Here is a 20,457-nt window from a genome sequence, read left to right on the forward strand (position 1 = left end):
GCGGCATCCCGCCAGCCGCGCCCTGAAAGCGAGCACCGCATGAAATCCCTCGGCAAGAAAGCATCCGGCGACAGGCTGGAACGCATGCGGGCGTCCCCGCTGTGGGCCGGCAACGGTTTTCGCAACCTCTACCCGATTCCGCCTGAGCTGCGCGATCCGGCGGCGCGCATGCCTTCGCTCGGCGACTTCCTCTGCGGCGGCGAACGCCGGGTGCCGCAAGGCCCGCTGCCGGCGCTGGACCCGCGCGAGGCCTGGGGGCGGCCGGCCGGCTCCGGCCTGCGCGCCACCTGGCTGGGCCACTCCACCGTGTTGCTGGAGATAGACGGCTTGCGGGTGCTGACCGATCCGGTCTGGGGGCCGCGCGCGTCGCCGACCCGGCTGGCCGGCCCCAAGCGCTTCCAGCCGGCGCCGGTGCGCCTGAAGAACATGCCGCCGCTGGACCTGGTGCTGGTATCTCACGACCACTACGACCACCTGGACTACCCGACGATACGCGAACTGGCCAAGACCGACGTGCCCTTCGTGACGTCGCTCGGCGTCGGCGCCCATCTGGAGGCCTTCGGCGTGGCGCCGCAGCGCATCACCGAGCTGGACTGGTGGGAAAGCTACCATCACCCGAACGCCGACCTGACCGTCACCGCCACGCCGTCGCAGCACTTCTCCGGCCGCGGCCTGAAAGACCGCAACGCCACGCTGTGGTCGTCGCTGGCGATACGCACGCCGCGCCATTCGGTTTTCTTCAGCGGCGATACCGGCCTGAGCGGCCAGTTCGCCGAAATCCGGCAGCGACTGGGCGGTTTCGATCTGGTGATGCTGGAGGTGGGCGCTTTCCACCCGGCCTGGGGCGATATCCACCTAGGCCCGGACAATGCGCTGAAGGCGCTGGAGCTGCTCGGCGGCGGCGCCTTCCTGCCGGTGCACTGGGGCACCTTCAATCTGGCGATGCACGCCTGGGACGAGCCGGCGGAAACGCTGCTGGCGCAAAGCGAGCGGCAGAACGTCCAGTTGATGATGCCGCGGCTGGGGGAGGCAATGGAGCCGGCCCATGCCGAGCGCGCCGCGCCATGGTGGCGCGAGGTGGACAGCGTGCCGGCCCCGCCGGCGCCTGCCGCCGAGGAAGCGGACGCGCCGCTGCCGAAATCCATGCCCTGGCCGCTGGACTGAATATCCGCGACCCGGATCGCCGCGCCAGGCTCCGGGTCCTTTTCCAGCCGCCCGCTGGAGCCTGGCGGCCGGCCTTTCCCCGCCTCGCCCGCCGGACGCCATTGCGGCGATTTGTCTGAAAAACGGCGCCGAGCGCCGCCTCTCCTCCCTCCCCCTGTTCTACTTCGAACACGCGCCAAGCGATCGCTGGGTGACGATGGCGTGTTATCGATGACGCCGCTTGTCAGACCCCGCTTGGCGCCGGTCCGGCGTCTTTTCTGGCCGCGCTGCGACGCTCGCGCAAGACGTTGAACAGACGCTTACCACCAAATCGAAGGAGTTCATGATGAAAACACTCGCCATCGCCTCCACGCTGGCCCTCATCGCCGGCATCAGCAGTCCCCCCATCCAGGCCCGCGCCTTCGCCCCCTACGTCGACATGACGCTGTGGCCGACGCCCAGGATAGACAAGATGGGCGTCAACAGGGGCATACAGCAATTCGCCCTGGCCTTCGTCGTCGCCAAGGACGGTTGCAAACCCAGCTGGGGCGGCGTGCTTCCGATCCCCGGCGACGGCGCCGATCCGCAGTTGAGCGTCGTCCGCAACGGCATCACCCGTTTTCGCGACAAGGGCGGCGAGGTGATGGTGTCCTTCGGCGGCGCCAACGGCACCTCGCTGCAACAGGCCTGCGCCAGCAACGCCAGCCTGCAGGCCGCCTACCAGACCGTGCTCGACGCCTACCATCTGAACCGCATCGACTTCAATATCGAAGGCGCGGCCCAGGCCGACACCGCCGCCAACACGCGCAATTTCTCGACGGTGGCGGCACTGCAGAAGGACTTCAAGGCCAAGGGCAAGATGCTGCATGTGTCGCTGACGCTGCCCGCCATGCCCTCCGGCCTGAACGGCGACGGCAAGGCCGTGCTGAATTCGGCGCTGGACAACGGCGTGGCGCTGGATGCCGTCAATCTGATGACGATGGATTACGGCCAAGCCGTCGCCGACATGGGCGCCGCCGCCAAACAGGCGGCCCAGGCGCTGTACGGCCAGCTGGACGCCGCCTACAAGGCGCACGGCCTGATCTTGCCCGACGCCCTGCTATGGCAGAAGATAGGCGTGACGCCGATGATAGGGATGAACAACAGCCCGTCGGAAACCTTCAGCGTCGCCAATGCCGCCGACTTGTACCGCATGGCCGACAGCGACAATTTCGGCCTGCTGTCGATCTGGTCCATCAACCGCGACAAGCCCTGCCCGGACAACGGCCACTACGTCAACGCGCAGTGCTCGGGCATCGAGCAGACCCCTTACGCCTTCGCCGACGCCTTCCATGGCTTCGGCGAGCATTGGGGCCTGGGCGTCAGCCAGGACCCCAACTACGACGGCGGCAGCCCGGCCACCGTTCAGCGCTGGTCCGCCGACCATGCCTATCAGGCCGGCGATGTCATCTCCTACCCCAGCCCCGACGTGATCTGGGAAACGCCGTCCTATTCGAGCCGGGGCGACGTGCCGGGCCAGTCGCCGTCATGGCGGCAGCTTAGCGGCCCGTTGCAGCCATGGAACGCCCTGGTCCCTTATCAGAGCGGCGCTTGCGCCCTCTATCTGGGTTTCAAGTATTGCTCGGCGCGGGACACCCAAGGCGGAATGCCGACCAGCGGCGCGCCATGGGCGCGCGCCGACTGAGCGCCCATCGCCAACGATCAAGCCGGGCGCCAGCCCGGCTTTTTGCCATCCGCCGCCACCGATGCGGCATAGCTTGATCAACATCAAAAGCGAGCGCGCGTTCTCTATTGAGCTTTTACTCCAAATGCGTATATTGGGTAACTGCTGTCCAACGACGGCATGTTGATGAACCCAAACCACGCATCGGCCCCCACTGGCGGATGCGCATCGCCGGAGAATGCTGATGATAAAACCGATAACCATCGCCGCCGCCGTCGCCGTCGCCGTCGCGGCCGGCCTAGCCAGCCCCGCCGTCCAGGCCCGCGCCTTCGCGCCGTATGTCGACATGACGCTGTGGCCGACGCCGCAGCTGGACAAGATAGGCGTCAACCAGGGCATACAGCAATTCACGCTGGCCTTCGTCGTCGCCAAAGGCGGCTGCGCGCCGTCCTGGGGCGGCGTGCTGGCCATTCCCGGCAATAGCGCCGATCCGCAGCTCGGCGCCATCTCCAGCGGCATCGCCAATTTCCGCAACAAGGGCGGCGAGGTGATGGTGTCCTTCGGCGGCGCCAACGGCACGCCGCTGCAACAGGCTTGCACCAGCAACGCCAGTCTGCAGGCCGCCTACCAGACCGTGCTGGACGCCTATCAGCTGAACCGCGTCGATTTCGACGTCGAGGGCACGGCGCAGGACGATGCCGCCGCCAACAGCCGCAATTTCGAAGTGGTGGCGGCCCTGCAGAAGAGCTTCCAGGCCAAGGGCAAGACCCTGCACGTGTCGCTGACGCTGTCGGTGATGCCTTTCGGCCTGACCCAATCCGGCCTGTCGGTACTCAAGTCCGCGCTGGACAAGGGCGTCGCGCTGGATACCGTCAACATCATGGCGATGGACTACGGCCAGGGCACCGCCGACATGGGCGCGGCCGCCAAACAGGCCGCCCAGGCGCTGTACGGCCAGCTGGACGCCGCCTACAAGGCGCACGGCCAGACGCTGACCGACGCCCAGCTGTGGCAGAAGGTCGGCGTGACGCCGATGATAGGCTTGAACGACACCCAGCCGGAGGCCTTCAGCGTCGCCAACGCCGGCGCGCTGTACGGCATGGCCAACAGCAACAACTTCGGCCTGCTGTCGATGTGGTCCATCAGCCGCGACAAGTCCTGCCCCGGCAACGGCAGCTATGTCGACGCGCAATGCTCGGGCATCGTGCAGACGCCCAACGCCTTCGCCAACGCGTTCAAGGGCTTCAAGGACCATTGGGGCAGCGGCGTCACCCAGGACCCGAACTACGGCGGCGGCGACGGCGGCCCGGTAGGCGGCCAAGCCTGGTCGGCCGGCCAGGTCTACAACGCCGGCGACACCGTCACCTACGCCGGCGCCACCTGGAAGGCGCAATGGTGGACCCAGGGAGACGTGCCGGGCCAGGCGGCGGTATGGCTGCAACAGGGCGGCAGCCTGCAGCAATGGTCGGCCAGCACCGCCTACTCCGCCGGCGCCTGCGTGATGTACCAGAGCAAGAAGTACTGCGCGAAGTGGTGGACCCAGGGCAACACGCCCGGCGCCGGCGATCCGTGGGCGCCGTCCAACTGAGCGGCCCGCCGCCTAAGCAAAGCCGGGCGCACGCCCGGCTTTTTGACGCTTCCGGACCTAGCCCGGAATCTCCGGCTCCACCAGCGCCGCCAGCTGCTGCAGCGACTGCTGCCAGCCCAGATAGCAGTTCTCCGGCGGAATCGCGTCCGGAATCCCTTCCTGCGTGATCGAAAGATCGGTGCCGCAGGACAGCGTCTCCAGCGTGATCGTCGTCGTCATCTCGCCGGGCAGGTCGGCGTCGTCGAAGCGGTCGGTGTAACGGATGCAGCCCGGCCTCAGCTCTAGGTAGCGGCCGCCGAAGGCATGCGACTGGCCGTGCGAGAAATTGGTGAAGACCATACGGTAGCCGCCGCCTACCGTCGCGTCCTGCTCCAGCACTTCGCAGACGAAGCCGGCCGGCGGCAGCCACTTGGCCAGGGCCAGCGGATCGATGAAGGCGCGGTAGACGCGTTCCGGCGGCGCGCTCAGCACGCGGTGCAGGCGTATCGTGTTCGGCATGGCTGGCTCCTTGTCTGCGGGGAAACGATTTCCAAGGCACGATAGCACACCGGCATTGCGCTATCGCAGATCCCGCTCCATCTGCCAGTCGAAAGGCTCGAGCGCCACCTGCGGGCCGTGCAGCCAGCGCGCCGGCACGCAGCCGCAGCGCTCGTAAAACGATACCGTCTCGATGGCCGAATGCGAGGAGACGTACAGCCGGCGCGCGCCGATGGCCCGGCCGCCGGCGATGCACGCCTGCATCAGCTCGCGGCCCAGCCCCCTGCCCCGCCAGCGCTCATCGACCTGCAGCTCCTTCAGCTGCCGATATTCGCCGTCCGGCCCCAAGCTCTGCGGCGAAACGGCGGCGAAACCCGCCAACCGCCCCGCGGCCGTCGCCGCCAGCACCAATCCGTCGCCGGCCATCGCGGCCAGCTCCCGGCACAGCTCGCGCCGCTCGTCCTGCGACCAGTCGTCGATGAACGGCTCGGCGACGATCCGTCTGTCGTCCGGCCTGCCTCGATACACCAGCGTCACCTGTTGCCGGCGCTGGAAATCGGCCAGCCAATCCTGATCGATCTCGGACGCGCCCAGACGGCGGATGGACCAGCGGGCGGTAACAACGGAGGCGGTGACGGAATGGCGTTTCATCGCGGGCGGACGGGATCAGGACATCGCCATTATGCCAGCGAAACAGGCCGCCCTTGCGGACGGCCGCGTTTTTACAAGCTGGGGAAGGCGAACTGCGAGGCCTCGTGGCTGGCGCGCTGCGGCCAGCGCTGGGTCACCGCCTTGCGCCGGGTATAGAAGCGCACGCCGTCCGGGCCGTAGGCGTGCAGGTCGCCGAACAGCGACCGCTTCCAGCCGCCGAAGCTGTGATAGGCCACCGGCACCGGCAGCGGCACATTGATGCCGACCATGCCCACTTCCACCGTGTCAGCGAACAGCCGCGCCGCCTCGCCGTCGCGGGTGAAGATGCAGGTGCCGTTGCCGTATTCGTGGGCGTTGATCAGCGCGATCGCCTCTTCCAGGCTATTCACGCGCACCACGCACAGCACCGGGCCGAAGATCTCCTCCTGGTAGATGCGCATCTGCGGCGTCACCCGGTCGAACAGGCAGCCGCCGAGGAAGAAGCCGCCGTCGTGTCCCGGCACGCGGATGCCGCGGCCGTCGACGACCAGCTCGGCCCCGGCCGCGACGCCGTCGGCGATATAGCCGCCAACCTTGTCCAGATGCGCGCGCGTCACCAGCGGCCCCATGTCCAGACCGGCCGAGGTGCCCGGCCCCACTTTCAAAGCCTGAATCTGCGGCGTCAGCTTGCCGATCAGCACGTCGGCGGCTTGATCGCCGACGCAGACGGCGACGGATATGGCCATGCAACGCTCGCCGCAGGAGCCGTAGGCCGCGCCCATCAAGGCGTTGACGGTGTTGTCCAGATCGGCGTCCGGCAGCACCACCGCGTGGTTCTTGGCGCCGCCCAGCGCCTGCACCCGCTTGCCACGCCGGCTGCCCTCGGCGTAGATGTATTCGGCGATCGGCGTCGAGCCGACGAAGCTGACGGCTTTGACTTCCGGCGCGGCCAGCAGCGCGTCCACCGCCTCCTTGTCGCCGTGCACCACATTGAGCACGCCGCGGGGCAGGCCGGCCTCGTGCAGCAGCCGGGCGATCAGCAGCGTCGAGCTGGGATCGCGCTCCGACGGTTTGAGGATGAAGGTATTGCCGCAGGCGATGGCCAGCGGGTACATCCACAACGGCACCATGGCCGGGAAGTTGAACGGCGTGATGCCGGCCACCACGCCCAGCGGCTGGAAATCGCTCCAGGCGTCGATATTGGGGCCGGCGTTGCGGCTGTATTCGCCCTTCAGCAGCTCCGGCGCGGCGCAGGCGTATTCGACGTTCTCGATGCCGCGCTTCAATTCGCCGGCGGCGTCCTCCAGCGTCTTGCCGTGCTCGCGGCTGATCAGCGGCACGATCTCGGCCTCGCGCTGTTCCAGCAGCTGCTTGAAGCGGAACAAGACCTGGGCCCGCCTGGCCGGCGGCGTGTCGCGCCAGGCGGGAAACGCCGCCTGGGCGGCAGCCACCGCCCGCGCGACGGTGGCGGCGTCGGCCAATTGGACTTCGGCGATCGCCTCGCCGATGGACGGATTGAACACGGCCGCGCGGCGGCCGCCGCCATCGCAAGCCTCGCCGTTGATCAGATGCTGCAAAGTCGTCATTTCAGGTTTCTCGTTTTATTGATCAATCAGGCCAGCTTGGCCAGCGTTTCGCCGACGGCGTCGAACAGACTGTCCAGCTCCTGCGGCGTGGTGGTGAATGGCGGGCCGAACTGCAGCGCGTCGCCGCCGTAGCGGACATAGAAACCGTTGCGCCACAGCGCCATCGCCGCCTCGTACGGCCGCACGATGGCGTCGCCCCCGCGCGGCGCGATCTGCACCGCGCCGGCCAGGCCGCAATTGCGGATGTCCACCACATGCGGCAGGCCCTTCAGGCCGTGGATGCCGCGCTCGAAATGCGGCGCCAGCTCGGCGGCCTTCGCCACCAGGTTTTCGTTTTCCAACACGTTCAGCGCCGCCAAGGCCGCCGCGCAGGCCACCGGATGGGCCGAGTAGGTGTAGCCATGGGCGAACTCCACCGCGTACTCCGGCGTCGCCTGCGCCATGAAGGCCTCGTAGATTTCGCTGGTCGCCACCACCGCGCCCATCGGCAACGCGCCGTTGGTCAGCTGCTTGGCCAGGTTCATGATGTCCGGCGTCACGCCGAAGTGATCGGCGCCGAACATCGCCCCGGTACGGCCGAAACCGGTAATCACCTCGTCGAAGATCAGCAGGATGCCGTGCTGGTCGCAGATCTCGCGCAGGCGCTGCAGATAGCCCCGCGGCGGCACGATGACGCCGGCCGAGCCGGCCATCGGCTCGACGATGACCGCGGCGATATTGGACGCGTCGTGCAGCTCGATCAGCCGCAGCAGATCGTCGGCCAGCTCGGCGCCGCGCTCGGGCAGGCCGCGGCTGAAGGCGTTGGCCGGCAGCAAGGTGTGCGGCAGGTGATCGACGTCCATCAAGGGTCCGAACAGCTTGCGGTTGCCGTTGATGCCACCGAGGCTGGTGCCGGCGATGTTGACGCCGTGGTAGCCGCGCGCGCGGCCTATCAATTTGGTCTTGGACGCCTGGCCCTTCAGCCGCCAGTAGGCGCGCGCCATCTTCACCGCGGTGTCGGCGCACTCGGAGCCGGAATTGGTGAAGAACACGTGGTTCAGCTCGCCCGGCGCCATCGCCGCCAGCCGCTCGGCCAGCCGAAACGACAGCGGGTGGCCGAACTGGAAGCCCGGCGAGTAGTCCAGCGTCGACAACTGGCGGTAGGCCGCCTCGGCGATCTCCTTGCGGCTGTGGCCGGCGCCGCAACACCACAGGCCGGACAGGCTGTCGAACACGCGGCGGCCGTCGGCGTCGGTCAGATAGTTGCCGTCGCCGGCGACGATCAGCCGCGGATCGCGCTGGAAATCGCGGTTGGCGCTGAACGGCATCCAGTGCGCGCGCAGGTCGAGACGGTCGAATTCGGAACGGGTGGTCAGCGGGTTCATCGTGGTCGCCTATCGCAGGAGTATGGCCACAGCATGCGCCGGACATTGCGTGAGTTAAATGCTATCTTTCTTACGTTCAGATTAGATAGCACTCAACTTATGAAGCGCGCTCTGGGTCAGGTCAGCGATTTCGATATCCGGCTGCTGCGGCTGTTTCGCGCGGTGGCCGAGTGCGGCGGCTTCTCCGCCGCCGAGGGCGTGCTGGGCATCAGCCGCTCGGCAATCAGCCTGCAGATGGGAGACCTGGAACAGCGCCTCGGCATCCGGCTGTGCCAGCGCGGCCGCGCCGGCTTCTCGCTGACCGACGAGGGACGCGAGGTGCTGCGCGCCAGCCAGACGCTGCTGGCGGCGCTGGAGGACTTCCGCAGCGAGGTCAACCTGCTGCACCGCCGGCTGCGCGGCGAGTTGAACATCGGCATCGTCAACAATCTGGTGACGCTGCCGAAGATGCGCATCACCCGCGCGCTGCAGGCGCTGGGCGAACAGGGCCCGGACGTGCGCATCAATATCGGCATGATGACGCCCAGCGACATCGAGACCGGCCTGCTGGACGGCCAGCTGCACGCCGGCGTGGTGCCGATGATCCAGCCCTTGTCCGGCCTCGACTACCTGCCTTGTACGACGAACGCTCCCAACTTTACTGCAGCCGCGAGCATCCGCTGTTCGCGCGGCCCGACGACGCCTTGAGCGAGGCGGAGCTCGCCGCCGCCGACGCCGTCGCGCCCGGCTACCGGCTGCCGCCGCAGGCCCAGGCCTTGCAGCAGCGGCTGAAGCCGGCGGCCACCGCCTCGGACCGCGAGGGCATCGCCTTCCTGATCCTCAGCGGCCGCTACATCGGCTATCTGCCCGATCACTTCGCCGCCGGCTGGGTCGCGCAGGGCCAGATGCGGCCGCTGCTGCCGGATGCCTGCCGCTACGACGCGCCGCTGGCGCTGGCCGTCAGAAAGGGGCGGCGCGCCAACCTGGTGCTGGAGCGCTTTTTGCAGGAGCTGGAGCGCAGCGGCTGAATCTCAGAGCCACAGCAGCGCGATGCCCAGCGCCGCCGGCAGCCCCTGCACGAACAGGATTCGGCGATTGACGGTGACGGCGCCGAACACGCCGGCCACCAGCACGCCGAGGAAGAACAACTTGATCTGCAAGCCGGCCGCGCCCAGCCACAAGCCCCAGGCCAGGCCGGCGGCCAAAAAACCGTTGTACAGGCCCTGGTTGGCGGCCAAGACTTTGGTGTCGCGCGCCCGCTCCGGCGTCAGCCGGAAAGTCTTCATGCCCAGCGGCTTGTCCCACAGAAACATTTCCAGCGCCAGGAAATAAACGTGCAGCAGCGCCACCAGCGCGACGACGACATCGGCGATCAGACTCATGATTTCTCCTGAAATCGATGCGCGGCGCCGGCCGCAGTCGGGCCATCATGCCGCGCATCGCGAAATATTCCATCAGGGCAAAATCCTAGCGATCGCCGGCCGCCGCGGCAAGAGCTTGCCGTCTTGCCCCGCCCAGCGAAATCGCCAGCGCCAGCGCGATCAGGCCGGCCGCCGCTGCGAAAACGACGTGCATGCCGCGCGCCACCGCCTCCGGCGCCGCGGTCGCCAGCTGGTCCGTTCCCGTGGCCGCGGCAAAAACCGCCCCCATCGCCGCCGCGCCGGTCACCAGGCCCAGATTGCGCGCCAGATTCAGCAAACCGGCCACCAGGCCGCGCCGGCTCGCGTCGCTGCCGGCCATCACCTGGGTATTGTTGGCCGCCTGAAACTGGGCGTAGCCAACGGTCAGCAGCAGCAGCGGCGCGAGATAGCCCGGCACGCCCCAGGCCGGCGGGCTCAGGCTCAGCGCCGCGGCCCCGGCCAGCATCGCGGCGAGCCCGGCCCGCATCACGCCTTGCGCGCCGAAGCGATCCACCGCCGCGCCGGCCGGCAGGCCCGACAACGCCGACACCAGCGGCCCGGCCGACAGCGCCAATCCGACCGCCGCCATCCCCAAACCCAGCGTGCGCGCCAGATAGAACGGTCCCGCCACCATCGTCACCATCATCACCGCCGCCACCAGGGCGCTCATCGCCATGCCGCCGCTCAACGCCGGATCGCGCATCATCTCCAGTCTCAGCAACGGTTCGGCGGCGGCGCGCCGCTGCCGCCAGACGAACAACGCGCCGCCGCACAGCGCCGCCGCCAGCAAGGCGGCGTTCAAGGCGCCGAAGCGGCCATGTCCCGCCGTCATCGCCAGCGCGTACGCCGACGCGGCCAGCGCCAGCAGCGCGGTGCCGGCCAGGTCGAAACCGCCGAGACGGCCGCGCGCAGGCCGCGCCGCCTCCGGCAGGCAGCGCCGGGCCAGCGCGAAAGCCGCCGCCCCCAGCGCGGCCTGCAACAGAAAGATGCTGCGCCAGCCGCAGGCGGCGATCAGCGCGCCGCCCAGCGACGGCCCCAGCGCGGTGCCGACCGCCGACATCGTGCCCAGCCAGCCCATTGCGCGGCCGATGGCGTCCCTGGGCGCGACATCGACGACGAAGGCCATGCTCAGCGCCATCATCACCGCGGCCCCCGCCCCCTGGACGGCCCGCGCCGCGACCAGGCCGCCGAACCACGGCGACCATGCCGCCAGCAGCGAGGCGGCGGCGAACAGCGCCATGCCCGACAGCAGCAGCCGGCGCCGACCGAGCAGATCGCCCAGCCTGCCGGCGCCGACGATCAGCGCGGTGACGGTCAGCAGATAGGCCAGCACCACCCATTGCACCTGCTGGAACGACGCGCCGAATCGCCGCGACAACTCGGGCAGCGCCACATTGGCGATGCTGGTGCCCAGCGAGGCCAGCAGCATCGCCAGCGACAGGCTGGCCATGCCCCAGCGCGGCGACGCGCCGGCTTTGCCTGATGTTGTTTCCATGACCTTCTCCATCCGTTCATTGACCGTCTGCAGCGTAAGCCCGGATCAATAGCGGCGGAAGACGCACGTCTTGCACTATATAAGTGCATGCAACGCCATCTATGAATGTGATACGGTGCCGCCATGACCACGCCCGATCTGAACCTGCTGATCGTGCTCGACGCGCTGCTGACCGAAGGCAGCGTCGCGCGCGCCGCGCGCCGGCTCCGGCTCAGTCCGTCGGCGATGAGCCGCGCGCTGGCCCGCCTGCGCCTGGCCACCGGCGACCCGCTGCTGGTGCGCGCCGGCCGCGGCCTGGTGCCGACGCCGCGCGCGCTGGCATTGCGCGAGCGGGTCGGCCCGCTGCTGCGCGAAGCGCAGGCGACGCTGGCGCCGCCTCCAACCCTGGACCTGGCCGCGCTGCAACGCACCTTCACGCTGCGCGCCAGCGACGGCTTCGCCGAGAACTTCGGCCCGCCGCTGATCGCCCGGCTGCACGCCGAGGCGCCGGGCGCGCGGCTGCGCTTTCTGCTCAAGCTGGACAAGGACAGCGGACCGCTGCGCAATGGGGACGTCGATCTGGAAATCGGGGTCGTCGGCGACGGCGCCGGTCCGGAGCTGCGCATGCGCGCGCTGTTCCGCGACCGCTTCGTCGGCGTGGTGCGGCAATCGCACCCGCTGGCCGCCGGCGAAGTCACGGCCGAACGCTACGCCGCCGGCCGCCACATCCTGGCGGCGCGGCGCGACCGGGGCGACAGCCGGATAGACCTGGCGTTGCACGGCCTGGGACTGCGGCGCGACATCGCCGTCACCGTCGGCGGCTTCTCCGCCGCGCTGGCGCTGGCCCGCGCCGACGAGCTGATCGCCACCGTGCCTGGGCGGCACACCCGCTATCTGCGGGACGGCCTGATCAGCTTCCCGCTGCCGCTGGCGGTGCCGGACATCACCGTCTCCATGCTCTGGCATCCGCGGATGGACGCCGACCCGGCGCACCAGTGGCTGAGAAACGCCGTCAAGCAGGTCTGCGACGACGCCGCGCCCTGAAGCCGGCGACGGCGTCGAAGCGATGCCGGCCGGCTTACGACGTCACATACTGATTATGCAGCCAGGTGTTCTGCGGCAACGGGTACACCACCTGGTCGGGCCCCACGCTGAAAAGCGTCATATAGGCGTCGCTCCAGTCGCCGTTGCCGCCTCCCGACAGACTGTTCCACAGCTGGAAAAACACGGCGGAATCGAAACGCTTGACGATGGGCACCGTCTGATCGACAAAGGCCTCGATCAGCCATACCGTGTAGCCGTCGACCAAAATATTGAAATTATGATTGAGCGCGGACGGCTCGCCCATCATCGAGATATTGACGAAGCTCTGGTTCGGGAAGGCCTGCGGCAAGGCCGCGCCGGCGACGTACGACTCCGTGTCGAGCGAGTAGGGATCGACGCCGATCTCGGCGCAGACCTTCTCCAGCAGCAGCGGGGCGAAGGTGTTGCAAGACCAGGCCGGATCGGACATCTCGCCGGTGTCCAGGGTGTCGACGGGATCGCCCGGCGGGCTCATCTGCGCCAGCGCGGCATTCAGCGCGTCGACGGTTTGCTGGGGCGTGACGGGATTAGGCATATCGGACTCCAATGGATGAGAAGACAATGTCGATCGAAACGCCGACTAAACCCAGGAACGCCGCGGTCGTCCGCTTGTGAGCGGCGGGCCGTCTTTCGCCAATTCCAGATTCATGAAATCATCGCCGGCATGCCATCATATGTCATTCAATAATGGAGCTTCTTGCAATGAACGCCTTGCGCCACGGCCTGATCGACACCTATTTCGGCCCGGTCGCCGCCTGCCTGGACGCCGACGGCGCGCTGGTGCGGCTGCTGTTCCGCCCCGACCCCGTGCAATTGACCGGCGCGCGCGACGACGCGGCGCTGTCCGAAGTGGCGCGCCAGCTGGCCGAATACCAGGCCGGCGATCGCCGCGAATTCGACTTGGCGCTCGCCCCGCGCGGCACGCCGTTCCAGCAGCAGGTGTGGGCGACCTTGCGCCGCATCCCCTACGGCTCCACCGTCAGCTACGGCGAGTTGGCGCGGGTGCTGGGCACGCCGGACGGCGCGCGCGCCGTCGGCCGCGCCAACGCCACCAACCCGATCGCGCTGATCGTGCCCTGCCACCGCGTGCTCGGCGCCGACGGCAGCCTGACCGGCTACGCCGGCGGCCTGCCGTTGAAAGCGGCGCTGCTGCGCTTCGAGCTGGAACGCAGCGCGCCGCCGGGGCTGTTCGGCGGCTAAGCGCCGCTTCACGATCTTTTTCCGGCGGCGTCCGTTCCCTGCCGGAAACCGGAGACGATGACAATGACAATCAAACACGCGGCGATCGCGCCGCTGCTGCTCGCCCTGGCCCTGCCCGCCTGGGCGCGGGTATACACCTTCAAGGACTGGGCGGTCGCCTGCGACAATATCCGCCGTTGCCAGGCCAGCGGCAGCCAGGCCGAAGACGGCGACAATCCGGTCGCGCTGCTGCTGACGCGCACCGCCGGCCCCGGCTCGGCCATGGCCGGCCGCTTGAGCGTGGCCGATCCGGACGACGGCAAGATAGGCGCGCTGACGCTGCGCGTCGGCAAGCTGAAATGGACCGGCATCACGCCGGACCAGGCCTTTGCTCCGGCGCGCGCCGCGCTGCTGCTGGCCGCGATGCGCGACGCCGACGCGATGACGCTGGACGACGGCCGCCGCCGCTGGACCCTGTCGCTGGCCGGACTGAAGGCCGCGCTGTTGAAAATCGACGAAATCCAGGGCCGGATCGGCACCCGCGGCGCGCTGGCGAGGCCGGGCGACAAGCCCGAGTCCGCCGTGCCGCCGGCGCCGACCGCGCCGCTGGTGGCGCCGGCCGCAACGCCGGCGGCGCGCCCCGGCGACAAGGCGCTGCTGCCGGCGCTGCTGAAACGGCTGAAGGCGGCCGACGCGACATGCTGGAACGAACAGCCGGACGCCGAACAGCCCGACGCCGAACTGTATCGGCTCGGCGCCAGCCAGTTGCTGGTGCTTCGCGAGTGCGGCCGCGCCGCCTACCAGAGCAATTACAAGGCCTGGATCGTCGACGACAAGCCGCCGTTCCGAAGCCGCGCGGCAATGCCGCGCGACGAGGACGGCAAGGACGCGCCGCTGATCGGCGCCGCCTTCGAGCGCGGCGTGCTGTCCAGCTACGCCAAGGGCCGCGGCATAGGCGATTGCGGCGGCGGCGCCAGCTGGGCCTGGACCGGCGGGGACTTCCAGCTGATGTCGGCCGAGGAGGCGCCGCAATGCCGCGGCATTCCCGGCGGCGTGCCGCTGCGCACCTGGGTCAGCCGGCAGCATTGACCAGCTGGCGGCCGGCGCGCCGGCTGCCTTATACTGCGCAATCTTCCACCGTTTTCAGAAAAGAAAGGAGGTAAATATGGTTTTCCCTGCGCGCCCAATCATGCTGGCTCGCTTGTTCAGCGCATTTGAAAGCTCTTGCCTGCCATCCATCGCGCTGCGATAAGCGGGTTCGAGCAAAGCCACACTCCCCATCCAGAGTCCTTTCTCGACTCATCCCCGTTGTCGCCAGCGCGCCTGTTGACAGGGACCGTCGCGTCCCGAGCAAGCGAGAGCACACGCATGACAACCCTGATTTCCGCCCTTTCCGTACGACTGGACGCCGGCCACGGCCCGCTGTTCAACGATCTGTCCTTCACCGTCAAACTCGGCGACCGCATCGGCCTGATCGGCCACAACGGCTGCGGCAAGAGCACGCTGCTGAGACTGCTGTCCGGCCAGCTGGAGCCGAGCGGCGGCGAGGTGCAGTACGCGTCCGCCTGCCGGCTGCAACATGTCGAACAACACCTGCCCGAACAACTGTACGCGCTGAGCGCGCGCCAGGCGCTCAGGCAGGCGGTCGAGGCCGATCAATACTGGCGCGTCGACAGCCTGCTGGCCGAGCTGGAGCTGGACGCCCAGGCCGACACGCAGGTCGCCGACCTCAGCGGCGGCCAGCACACCCGGCTGCTGCTGGGCCGCGCGGTCTTGCGCCAGCCCAATCTGCTGCTGCTGGACGAGCCCAGCAACCACCTGGACCTGCCGTCGCTGCTGTGGCTGGAGGATTTCCTCTGCCGCTGGCCAGGCGGCTTCATCCTGGTGTCGCACGACGCCCGACTGCTGGACCGCGCCACCCGCCACAGCTGGGTGATGCGCGACGGGCGGCTGTACCGTTTCGAGCTGCCCTGCGGCCAGGCGCTGGCCGAACTGGCCGACGCCGACGCGGCCGCCCATGCCCGCCGCGCCGGCGAACAGAAGGAGATAGACCGCCTCGCCGCCAGCAGCAAGCGGCTGGCTATCTGGGGCCGCGAACACGACAACGAGAAACTGGTGCGCAAGGCCAAGTCGATGGAAAAGCGCGTCGACAGGCTGAAGGACGAGCAGACCTTCGTCAGCCGCGGCAGTCCGTGGCGGCTCGCGCTCAAGGGGCAGGCGCTGTCGGCCGACAGCCTGCTGGCCTTCGAATCGCTGCCGGTGTCGGCGGCGTCCGGCCTGCCGCCGCTGTTCAGCGCCGCCGGCCTGTGGCTGCGCCCCGGCGACCGGGTCGCGCTGCTGGGCGCCAACGGCGCCGGCAAATCGTCGCTGCTGCGCCAGTGCTGGCGCGATGTCCAGCACGGCGAACCGCAAGCCGGCTGGCGCTGGCATCCGGCGGCCAGCATCGCCTATTACGACCAGTCGCTGCGGCAGCTGGCCGACGAGGCGACGCTGCTCGACGCCCTCCATCCGCTGGCGCCGCTGCCGGAAACGGCGCGCCGGCACGCGCTGATCGCCGCCGGCTTCGCCTACTCGCGCCACGATCAACGGGTGGACACGCTCAGCGGCGGCGAGCGGGCGCGTCTGCTGTTTCTGGCGCTGTCGCTGGCCAGCCACCACCTGCTGTGGCTGGACGAACCGACCAATCACCTGGACCTGGACGGCAAGCGCGAGCTGGCTGAGGCGCTGGCCGCCTTCCCCGGCGGCGCGCTGCTGGTCTCCCACGACCGGGAGCTGATCGAGGCCGGCTGCAACCGTTTCTGGGTGCTCGGCGACGGCCGGCTGCGGGAATGGCCGGACGCCGACAGCGCCTACGCCGCGCTGTTCACCGCGCCCGCCGAAGCGACGGACCGGCCAGCCCCGGCATCCGGCGCCCCCTTGCCGTCACAGGCAAGCGGCGAGGACGCGCAATGGCTGCGCTTGTGCGAGCTGGAGGCGCTGCTCGACGCCGATCTGGCCCGCAAGCCCAGGCACCAGAAACCGCAACAGCAGCAGGCATGGCGCAGCGAAATGCGGGCGCTTGAACGCGCCTTGGGCCTGTAAACCGCTCCCCCGGAAGCCACGCGGCGTTCCGGGGGGGCTTTTTCCCGACCAACCGGCTGCGTTTCATCGGCCCCAAACGCGTTTCATCCCACGCTTCCGCCAGTCCGTCGCATGTCGATATCGCCCCCGGCGGCGCTCTCCTACAGTCACATCACAAACCAACACAGGAGAAGCATCATGAACCACCTCGACACCATTGCGCTGTTGGACGCTCTGATCCAGCTCTGCCATCATGTGCCGGCATACTGGATGCAACTGACGGGCTGGATAGGCAATCTCGACTGGGGCCATCTTGTCTTGTCCGCGCTGCTGACCATGCTGGCCGTCAATGCCGTGATCGTGCCCGCGGTGCTGGTCTGGCTGTCGCTGGACTTCTCCATGCCCAAGCGGCTGATCCGCCAGGCTGGCTTCAAGCTCCCGTCGCCGCGCAATGAGGTGAAACATGGATAATAAAAACCACTCGGCCGCCAGTCAGGACCACGTCGGCATGATTCTGAAAACCGTGGAAAGAGGCTGGTGGGGCTTCGTCGACATGGTGGCGAGACTGGGCTGGGGCCGGCTGGCGCTGGTCATCCTGCTGGGCCTGATGCTGGGCGGCATCCTCAACCTCCACATGCTGGTGGTGACGCTGGCCCTGGTCGCCATCCTGGTCAAGATCCTGGCCCTGGGCAAGCACCAGGCCGAGCAGGCCGCCGACCAGGCCATCGCCCGCAGCGAGGAGGCCGAGCAACAGGCCGAACTGGAAGCGCTGCGACGCCAGTTGGCCGAAGCCAGGATGGGCGCGCTGCAGGCGCAGATCGAGCCGCACTTCCTGTTCAACACCCTGTCGTCGGTATGCCAGCTGATGGAAGACTCGCCCGCCAGGGCGCTGTCGATGCAGAAAGCGCTGATCCGCTACCTGCGCTCCTCGCTGCCGGAATGGCGCGACTCGCCCGGCGAAACCAGCCTGAGCCTGCAACTGGAGCTGTCGCGCGCCTATCTGGAAATCATGCAGCTGCGGATGGAGGACAGGCTGCAGGTGCGGATCGCCGTGCCGGAATCATTGCTGCCGGCGCGTTTCCCGGTGATGATGCTGCAGACGCTGGTGGAAAACGCCATCAAGCACGGCCTGGAGCCGAAGGCCGAAGGCGGTTCGATCGAGATTCACGCCAAGGTGCTGGACGGCAAGCTCAGGCTGGAAGTGCGCGACGACGGCGCCGGCTTCCCCGAGCTGCCCGGCCAGGGCATGGGCCTGGCCAATATCCGCGAACGGCTGGCCCTGCTGTACGGACAACAGGCCGAGCTGGCGCTGGAAGCGCCCGAGACCGGCGGCACCCGCGCCACCATCGCCCTGCCCTTCGCCCTGAGCTGAAAGAAAACCATGAGCAAGCTGACCGCCCTGATCGCCGACGACGAACGCCTGATGCGCGAGCAGTTGCGCGCGGCGCTGGAACGGGTTTGGCCGGAGCTGGACATCGTCGCCGAAGCGCGCGACGGCGGCCAGGCGGTGGAACTGGCGCGCGAGCACCGACCCGACCTGGCCTTCCTGGACATCACCATGCCGGTGCAAAGCGGCATCGCCGCCGCGATGGAGCTGGACGGACTGTGCCCGGTGGTCTTCGTCACCGCCTACGACCAGTACGCGATCCAGGCCTTCGAGGAAGGCGCCATCGACTATCTGCTGAAGCCGGTCGAAGACGACAGGCTGGCGCGCACGCGCCAGCGCTGGCAGCAACGGGCGCCGGAAGCCGCCCCGCCCGACTGGCAATCCGCGCTGCGCCAGCTGAGCCGGCAGCTGGAAAAGCCAGCCTACCTGCGCTGGATACGCGCGTCGGTGGGCAGCGCGATGCGGATGATCGCCACCGACGAGGTGCTGTTCTTCCAGTCAGACGAGAAATACACCCGGGTGCAGACCACCGGCGGCGAGGCGCTGATCCGGATGCCGATCAAGGAACTGCTGCCGCAGCTGGATCCGGACGAATTCTGGCAGGTGCACCGCTCGACGTTGGTACGGGTGTCCGCCATCGAGCAGGTGCGCCGCGACGAGCGCGGCATGCAACTGAGGCTGCGCGGCTATTCGGAGCCGCTGGAGGTCAGCCGCAGCTACGCCCACCTGTTCCAGCGGATGTAGCCCGCGGCCGCTTGCCGCCGAAAACGCTTACTCCAGCTTGAAGGCCAGCGTGGTCTGCTGCAGCTTCTCGGCCACCATCGCCAGCTCGCGGGTCGCCTGCGAGAACACGTCCACCGCCACGCCGTTCTCCTTGGACATCCCGGCGATGGCCTCGACCCGTCCCGCCAGCTCGGTGCTGGCCTGACGCTGCTCGCCCATCGCCAGCGCGATCTCGCCGATCGCCGACACCACGCCGGCGGCGCGCTCTTCCACCGTGCTGATCGTGGCCGACGCGTTCTCGGCCGCCACCACCACGTCGGCGACGATCTGCCGGCTGCTGCGCATGCCGTCCACCGCCTCGCGCGCGCCGTCCTGGATCTTGCCTATCATGTCGGTGATTTCCTGCGCCGAACTGGTGGTCCGCTCGGCCAGCTTCCTGACTTCGTCGGCCACCACCGCGAAGCCGCGGCCCTGTTCTCCGGCCCGCGCCGCCTCGATGGCCGCGTTCAGCGCCAACAGATTGGTCTGATCCGCCACGTCCTTGATCACGGTGGCGATGCTGCCTATCTGTTGCGCCTGCACCGACAACGACTCCAGACTGTCGGCGGAACTGCTGACGCTCTCGTTGACGCGCTTGACCCGGGTGGTGGAATCCTGCACATCGCGGTTGCCGGCCTTGGCCTGCTGACCGGCCTCCGCCGCCTGCTCGTTGGCCCGGCCGGCGTTGCTGGCGCACAGGTCTATGCTGACCGTCAGCTCCTCTATCGACGCCGCCGCGCTGGACGTGGCGTTGGCCTGCTGGCCTATGCTGGCGCTGACTTGTTCGGTCGACGCCGCCAACTCCTCCGAAGTGGCGGCGACGCTGGCGGCCGAGCGTATGATCTCGCCGACCGCGCCGCGCAGATGCTGCTGGGTAGCGGCCAGCGAACGCATCATGTCGGCCACCTCGTCCCTGCCCTGCGGCCGGATGTCCCCGGTCAGATCGCCGTTGCCTATCTTATCCATCGCGACGCCGGCGGCGCGCAGGCTGCCGACGATGCCGGCCTGGATCGACAGGCCCAGCCCCAGCAGCAGCAACAGACCGAGCACCAGCACCGAAATCGCCATCATCCGCACTTGCTGGTATTTCGCTTCGGCCTCCTGCTGCGCCTGGTCGGCCAGCTTGGTGTTGATATTGGCCAGCTCGGTCAGTACATCGTCGGCGGCCTGGAACAACGGCCGGCACTGCTTGGCCATCAGCGCCAGCGCCTTCTTGTTGTTCTCGCCGTTGCCGGTGTCGGTATAACTGAGCTCGCGCACCTGCTTGCACGGCACCTCCATCGCCGCCCAGGCGGCATCGAAGCGCTTCAGCCCGTCCACTTCGGGAGGCGTCAACTCGGTCTTGCGATACATATCCAGGTATCGCCTCACCTCGGCCTCTTGCGTCTCACGCTTCACCGAAATCTGGTCCATCACCGCTTTTTCGCTTTCCGCGATGTAACGGTAATCGGAACGACTGACATAGGCCGCCTGTTTGGCAGCCTGACCCAGCCAGCGCACCGGCTGCAGCATATTGTTATGCATGTCGGTAGTCAGCTCGAACATGCTGGAGGCGCCGAAGATGCCGTTGAGGCCGATGATCAGCGCGGCGGCGATGCCAACGATGATCAGGCTGAAGATTTTCAGCCTGATGCTGAACTGAGAGAGAAATTGCGTCACACCGCACTCCAAAATTTGTAAGC

18 protein-coding genes and 1 pseudogene are annotated in these 20,457 nt (G+C 68.3%); 11 read left to right on the forward strand and 8 right to left on the reverse strand.

All coding sequences use genetic code 11. From position 1 onward, the window contains the following. The first annotated feature begins 39 nt into the window (after positions 1 to 39). From CXB49_RS15250 to CXB49_RS15260, 3 genes are all read left to right on the forward strand, one after another. On the forward strand, positions 40 to 1,164 hold the full coding sequence (locus CXB49_RS15250; protein ID WP_101709200.1) for an MBL fold metallo-hydrolase: 1,125 nt from the start codon (positions 40 to 42) through the stop codon (positions 1,162 to 1,164). A gap of 325 nt (positions 1,165 to 1,489) precedes the next feature. Beyond that, complete coding sequence (locus tag CXB49_RS15255) at positions 1,490 to 2,827, forward strand: chitinase (protein WP_233492821.1); 1,338 nt, start codon at positions 1,490 to 1,492, stop codon at positions 2,825 to 2,827. Positions 2,828 to 3,050: 223 nt separating this feature from the next. Next, positions 3,051 to 4,394: a chitinase gene (locus tag CXB49_RS15260; protein WP_101710729.1), complete on the forward strand. Its 1,344-nt coding sequence runs from the start codon at positions 3,051 to 3,053 to the stop codon at positions 4,392 to 4,394. Positions 4,395 to 4,451: 57 nt separating this feature from the next. On the opposite strand, the gene CXB49_RS15265 is transcribed toward CXB49_RS15260, so the two are convergent. From CXB49_RS15265 to CXB49_RS15280, 4 genes are all read right to left on the reverse strand, one after another. After that, complete coding sequence (locus tag CXB49_RS15265) at positions 4,452 to 4,892, reverse strand: SRPBCC family protein (protein WP_101709202.1); 441 nt, start codon at positions 4,890 to 4,892, stop codon at positions 4,452 to 4,454. Positions 4,893 to 4,952: 60 nt separating this feature from the next. Further along, positions 4,953 to 5,522, reverse strand: a complete 570-nt coding sequence (locus CXB49_RS15270; protein ID WP_101709203.1) for a GNAT family N-acetyltransferase — start codon at positions 5,520 to 5,522, stop codon at positions 4,953 to 4,955. Between the two features lie 71 nt (positions 5,523 to 5,593). Continuing rightward, positions 5,594 to 7,087: a CoA-acylating methylmalonate-semialdehyde dehydrogenase gene (locus CXB49_RS15275; protein WP_101709204.1), complete on the reverse strand. Its 1,494-nt coding sequence runs from the start codon at positions 7,085 to 7,087 to the stop codon at positions 5,594 to 5,596. Positions 7,088 to 7,113: 26 nt separating this feature from the next. Continuing rightward, entirely contained in the window at positions 7,114 to 8,451 is a 1,338-nt protein-coding gene (locus tag CXB49_RS15280; protein ID WP_101709205.1) for an aspartate aminotransferase family protein, read from the reverse strand. Positions 8,452 to 8,550: 99 nt separating this feature from the next. Here CXB49_RS15280 and CXB49_RS24475 point away from each other — a divergent pair. Continuing rightward, a pseudogene (locus tag CXB49_RS24475) lies at positions 8,551 to 9,458 on the forward strand (LysR family transcriptional regulator). Positions 9,459 to 9,461: 3 nt separating this feature from the next. On the opposite strand, the gene CXB49_RS15290 reads toward CXB49_RS24475, so the two are convergent. Both CXB49_RS15290 and CXB49_RS15295 read right to left on the reverse strand, forming a co-directional pair. After that, a complete protein-coding gene (locus CXB49_RS15290) occupies positions 9,462 to 9,812 on the reverse strand; it encodes a DUF1304 domain-containing protein (RefSeq protein ID WP_101709206.1) in 351 nt (116 codons plus the stop codon). Positions 9,813 to 9,897: 85 nt separating this feature from the next. Beyond that, on the reverse strand, positions 9,898 to 11,325 hold the full coding sequence (locus tag CXB49_RS15295; protein WP_233492822.1) for an MFS transporter: 1,428 nt from the start codon (positions 11,323 to 11,325) through the stop codon (positions 9,898 to 9,900). 123 nt (positions 11,326 to 11,448) lie between these two features. Here CXB49_RS15295 and CXB49_RS15300 point away from each other — a divergent pair, with 123 nt between their 5' ends. Further along, positions 11,449 to 12,348 (forward strand): LysR family transcriptional regulator, encoded by a 900-nt coding sequence (locus CXB49_RS15300; RefSeq protein ID WP_101709208.1) that lies wholly within the window; start codon positions 11,449 to 11,451, stop codon positions 12,346 to 12,348. Positions 12,349 to 12,382: 34 nt separating this feature from the next. On the opposite strand, the gene CXB49_RS15305 is transcribed toward CXB49_RS15300, so the two are convergent. Next, complete coding sequence (locus CXB49_RS15305; protein WP_101709209.1) at positions 12,383 to 12,922, reverse strand: hypothetical protein; 540 nt, start codon at positions 12,920 to 12,922, stop codon at positions 12,383 to 12,385. 167 nt (positions 12,923 to 13,089) lie between these two features. Here CXB49_RS15305 and CXB49_RS15310 point away from each other — a divergent pair, with 167 nt between their 5' ends. The 6 genes from CXB49_RS15310 (at position 13,090) to CXB49_RS15335 (ending at position 18,757) form a co-directional block, all read left to right on the forward strand. Further along, positions 13,090 to 13,587 carry a methylated-DNA--[protein]-cysteine S-methyltransferase gene (locus tag CXB49_RS15310; RefSeq protein WP_101709210.1) on the forward strand — a complete coding sequence of 166 codons (498 nt, stop codon included), beginning with the start codon at positions 13,090 to 13,092 and terminating at the stop codon, positions 13,585 to 13,587. A 63-nt stretch (positions 13,588 to 13,650) separates the two neighbouring features. After that, positions 13,651 to 14,655, forward strand: coding sequence for a DUF1176 domain-containing protein (locus CXB49_RS15315; RefSeq protein WP_158300890.1), 1,005 nt, complete (start codon positions 13,651 to 13,653; stop codon positions 14,653 to 14,655). 279 nt (positions 14,656 to 14,934) lie between these two features. After that, positions 14,935 to 16,647 (forward strand): ABC-F family ATP-binding cassette domain-containing protein, encoded by a 1,713-nt coding sequence (locus CXB49_RS15320; protein WP_101709212.1) that lies wholly within the window; start codon positions 14,935 to 14,937, stop codon positions 16,645 to 16,647. 177 nt (positions 16,648 to 16,824) lie between these two features. Further along, positions 16,825 to 17,097 carry a hypothetical protein gene (locus CXB49_RS15325; protein WP_101709213.1) on the forward strand — a complete coding sequence of 91 codons (273 nt, stop codon included), beginning with the start codon at positions 16,825 to 16,827 and terminating at the stop codon, positions 17,095 to 17,097. Next, a complete protein-coding gene (locus CXB49_RS15330) occupies positions 17,090 to 17,998 on the forward strand; it encodes a sensor histidine kinase (protein ID WP_101709214.1) in 909 nt (302 codons plus the stop codon). The genes CXB49_RS15325 and CXB49_RS15330 overlap by 8 nt, the downstream gene beginning before the upstream one ends. A 9-nt stretch (positions 17,999 to 18,007) precedes the next feature. After that, complete coding sequence (locus CXB49_RS15335; RefSeq protein WP_101709215.1) at positions 18,008 to 18,757, forward strand: LytTR family DNA-binding domain-containing protein; 750 nt, start codon at positions 18,008 to 18,010, stop codon at positions 18,755 to 18,757. Between the two features lie 27 nt (positions 18,758 to 18,784). Here the strand turns inward: CXB49_RS15335 and CXB49_RS15340 are convergent, their stop codons facing one another. Beyond that, the gene (locus tag CXB49_RS15340; protein WP_158300891.1) at positions 18,785 to 20,434 is read right to left on the reverse strand and encodes a methyl-accepting chemotaxis protein; all 1,650 of its coding nucleotides are present in this window, start codon (positions 20,432 to 20,434) and stop codon (positions 18,785 to 18,787) included. Between the last annotated feature and the right edge of the window lie 23 nt (positions 20,435 to 20,457).

Source organism: Chromobacterium sp. ATCC 53434, assembly GCF_002848345.1.
Taxonomy (GTDB): Bacteria; Pseudomonadota; Gammaproteobacteria; order Burkholderiales; family Chromobacteriaceae; genus Chromobacterium.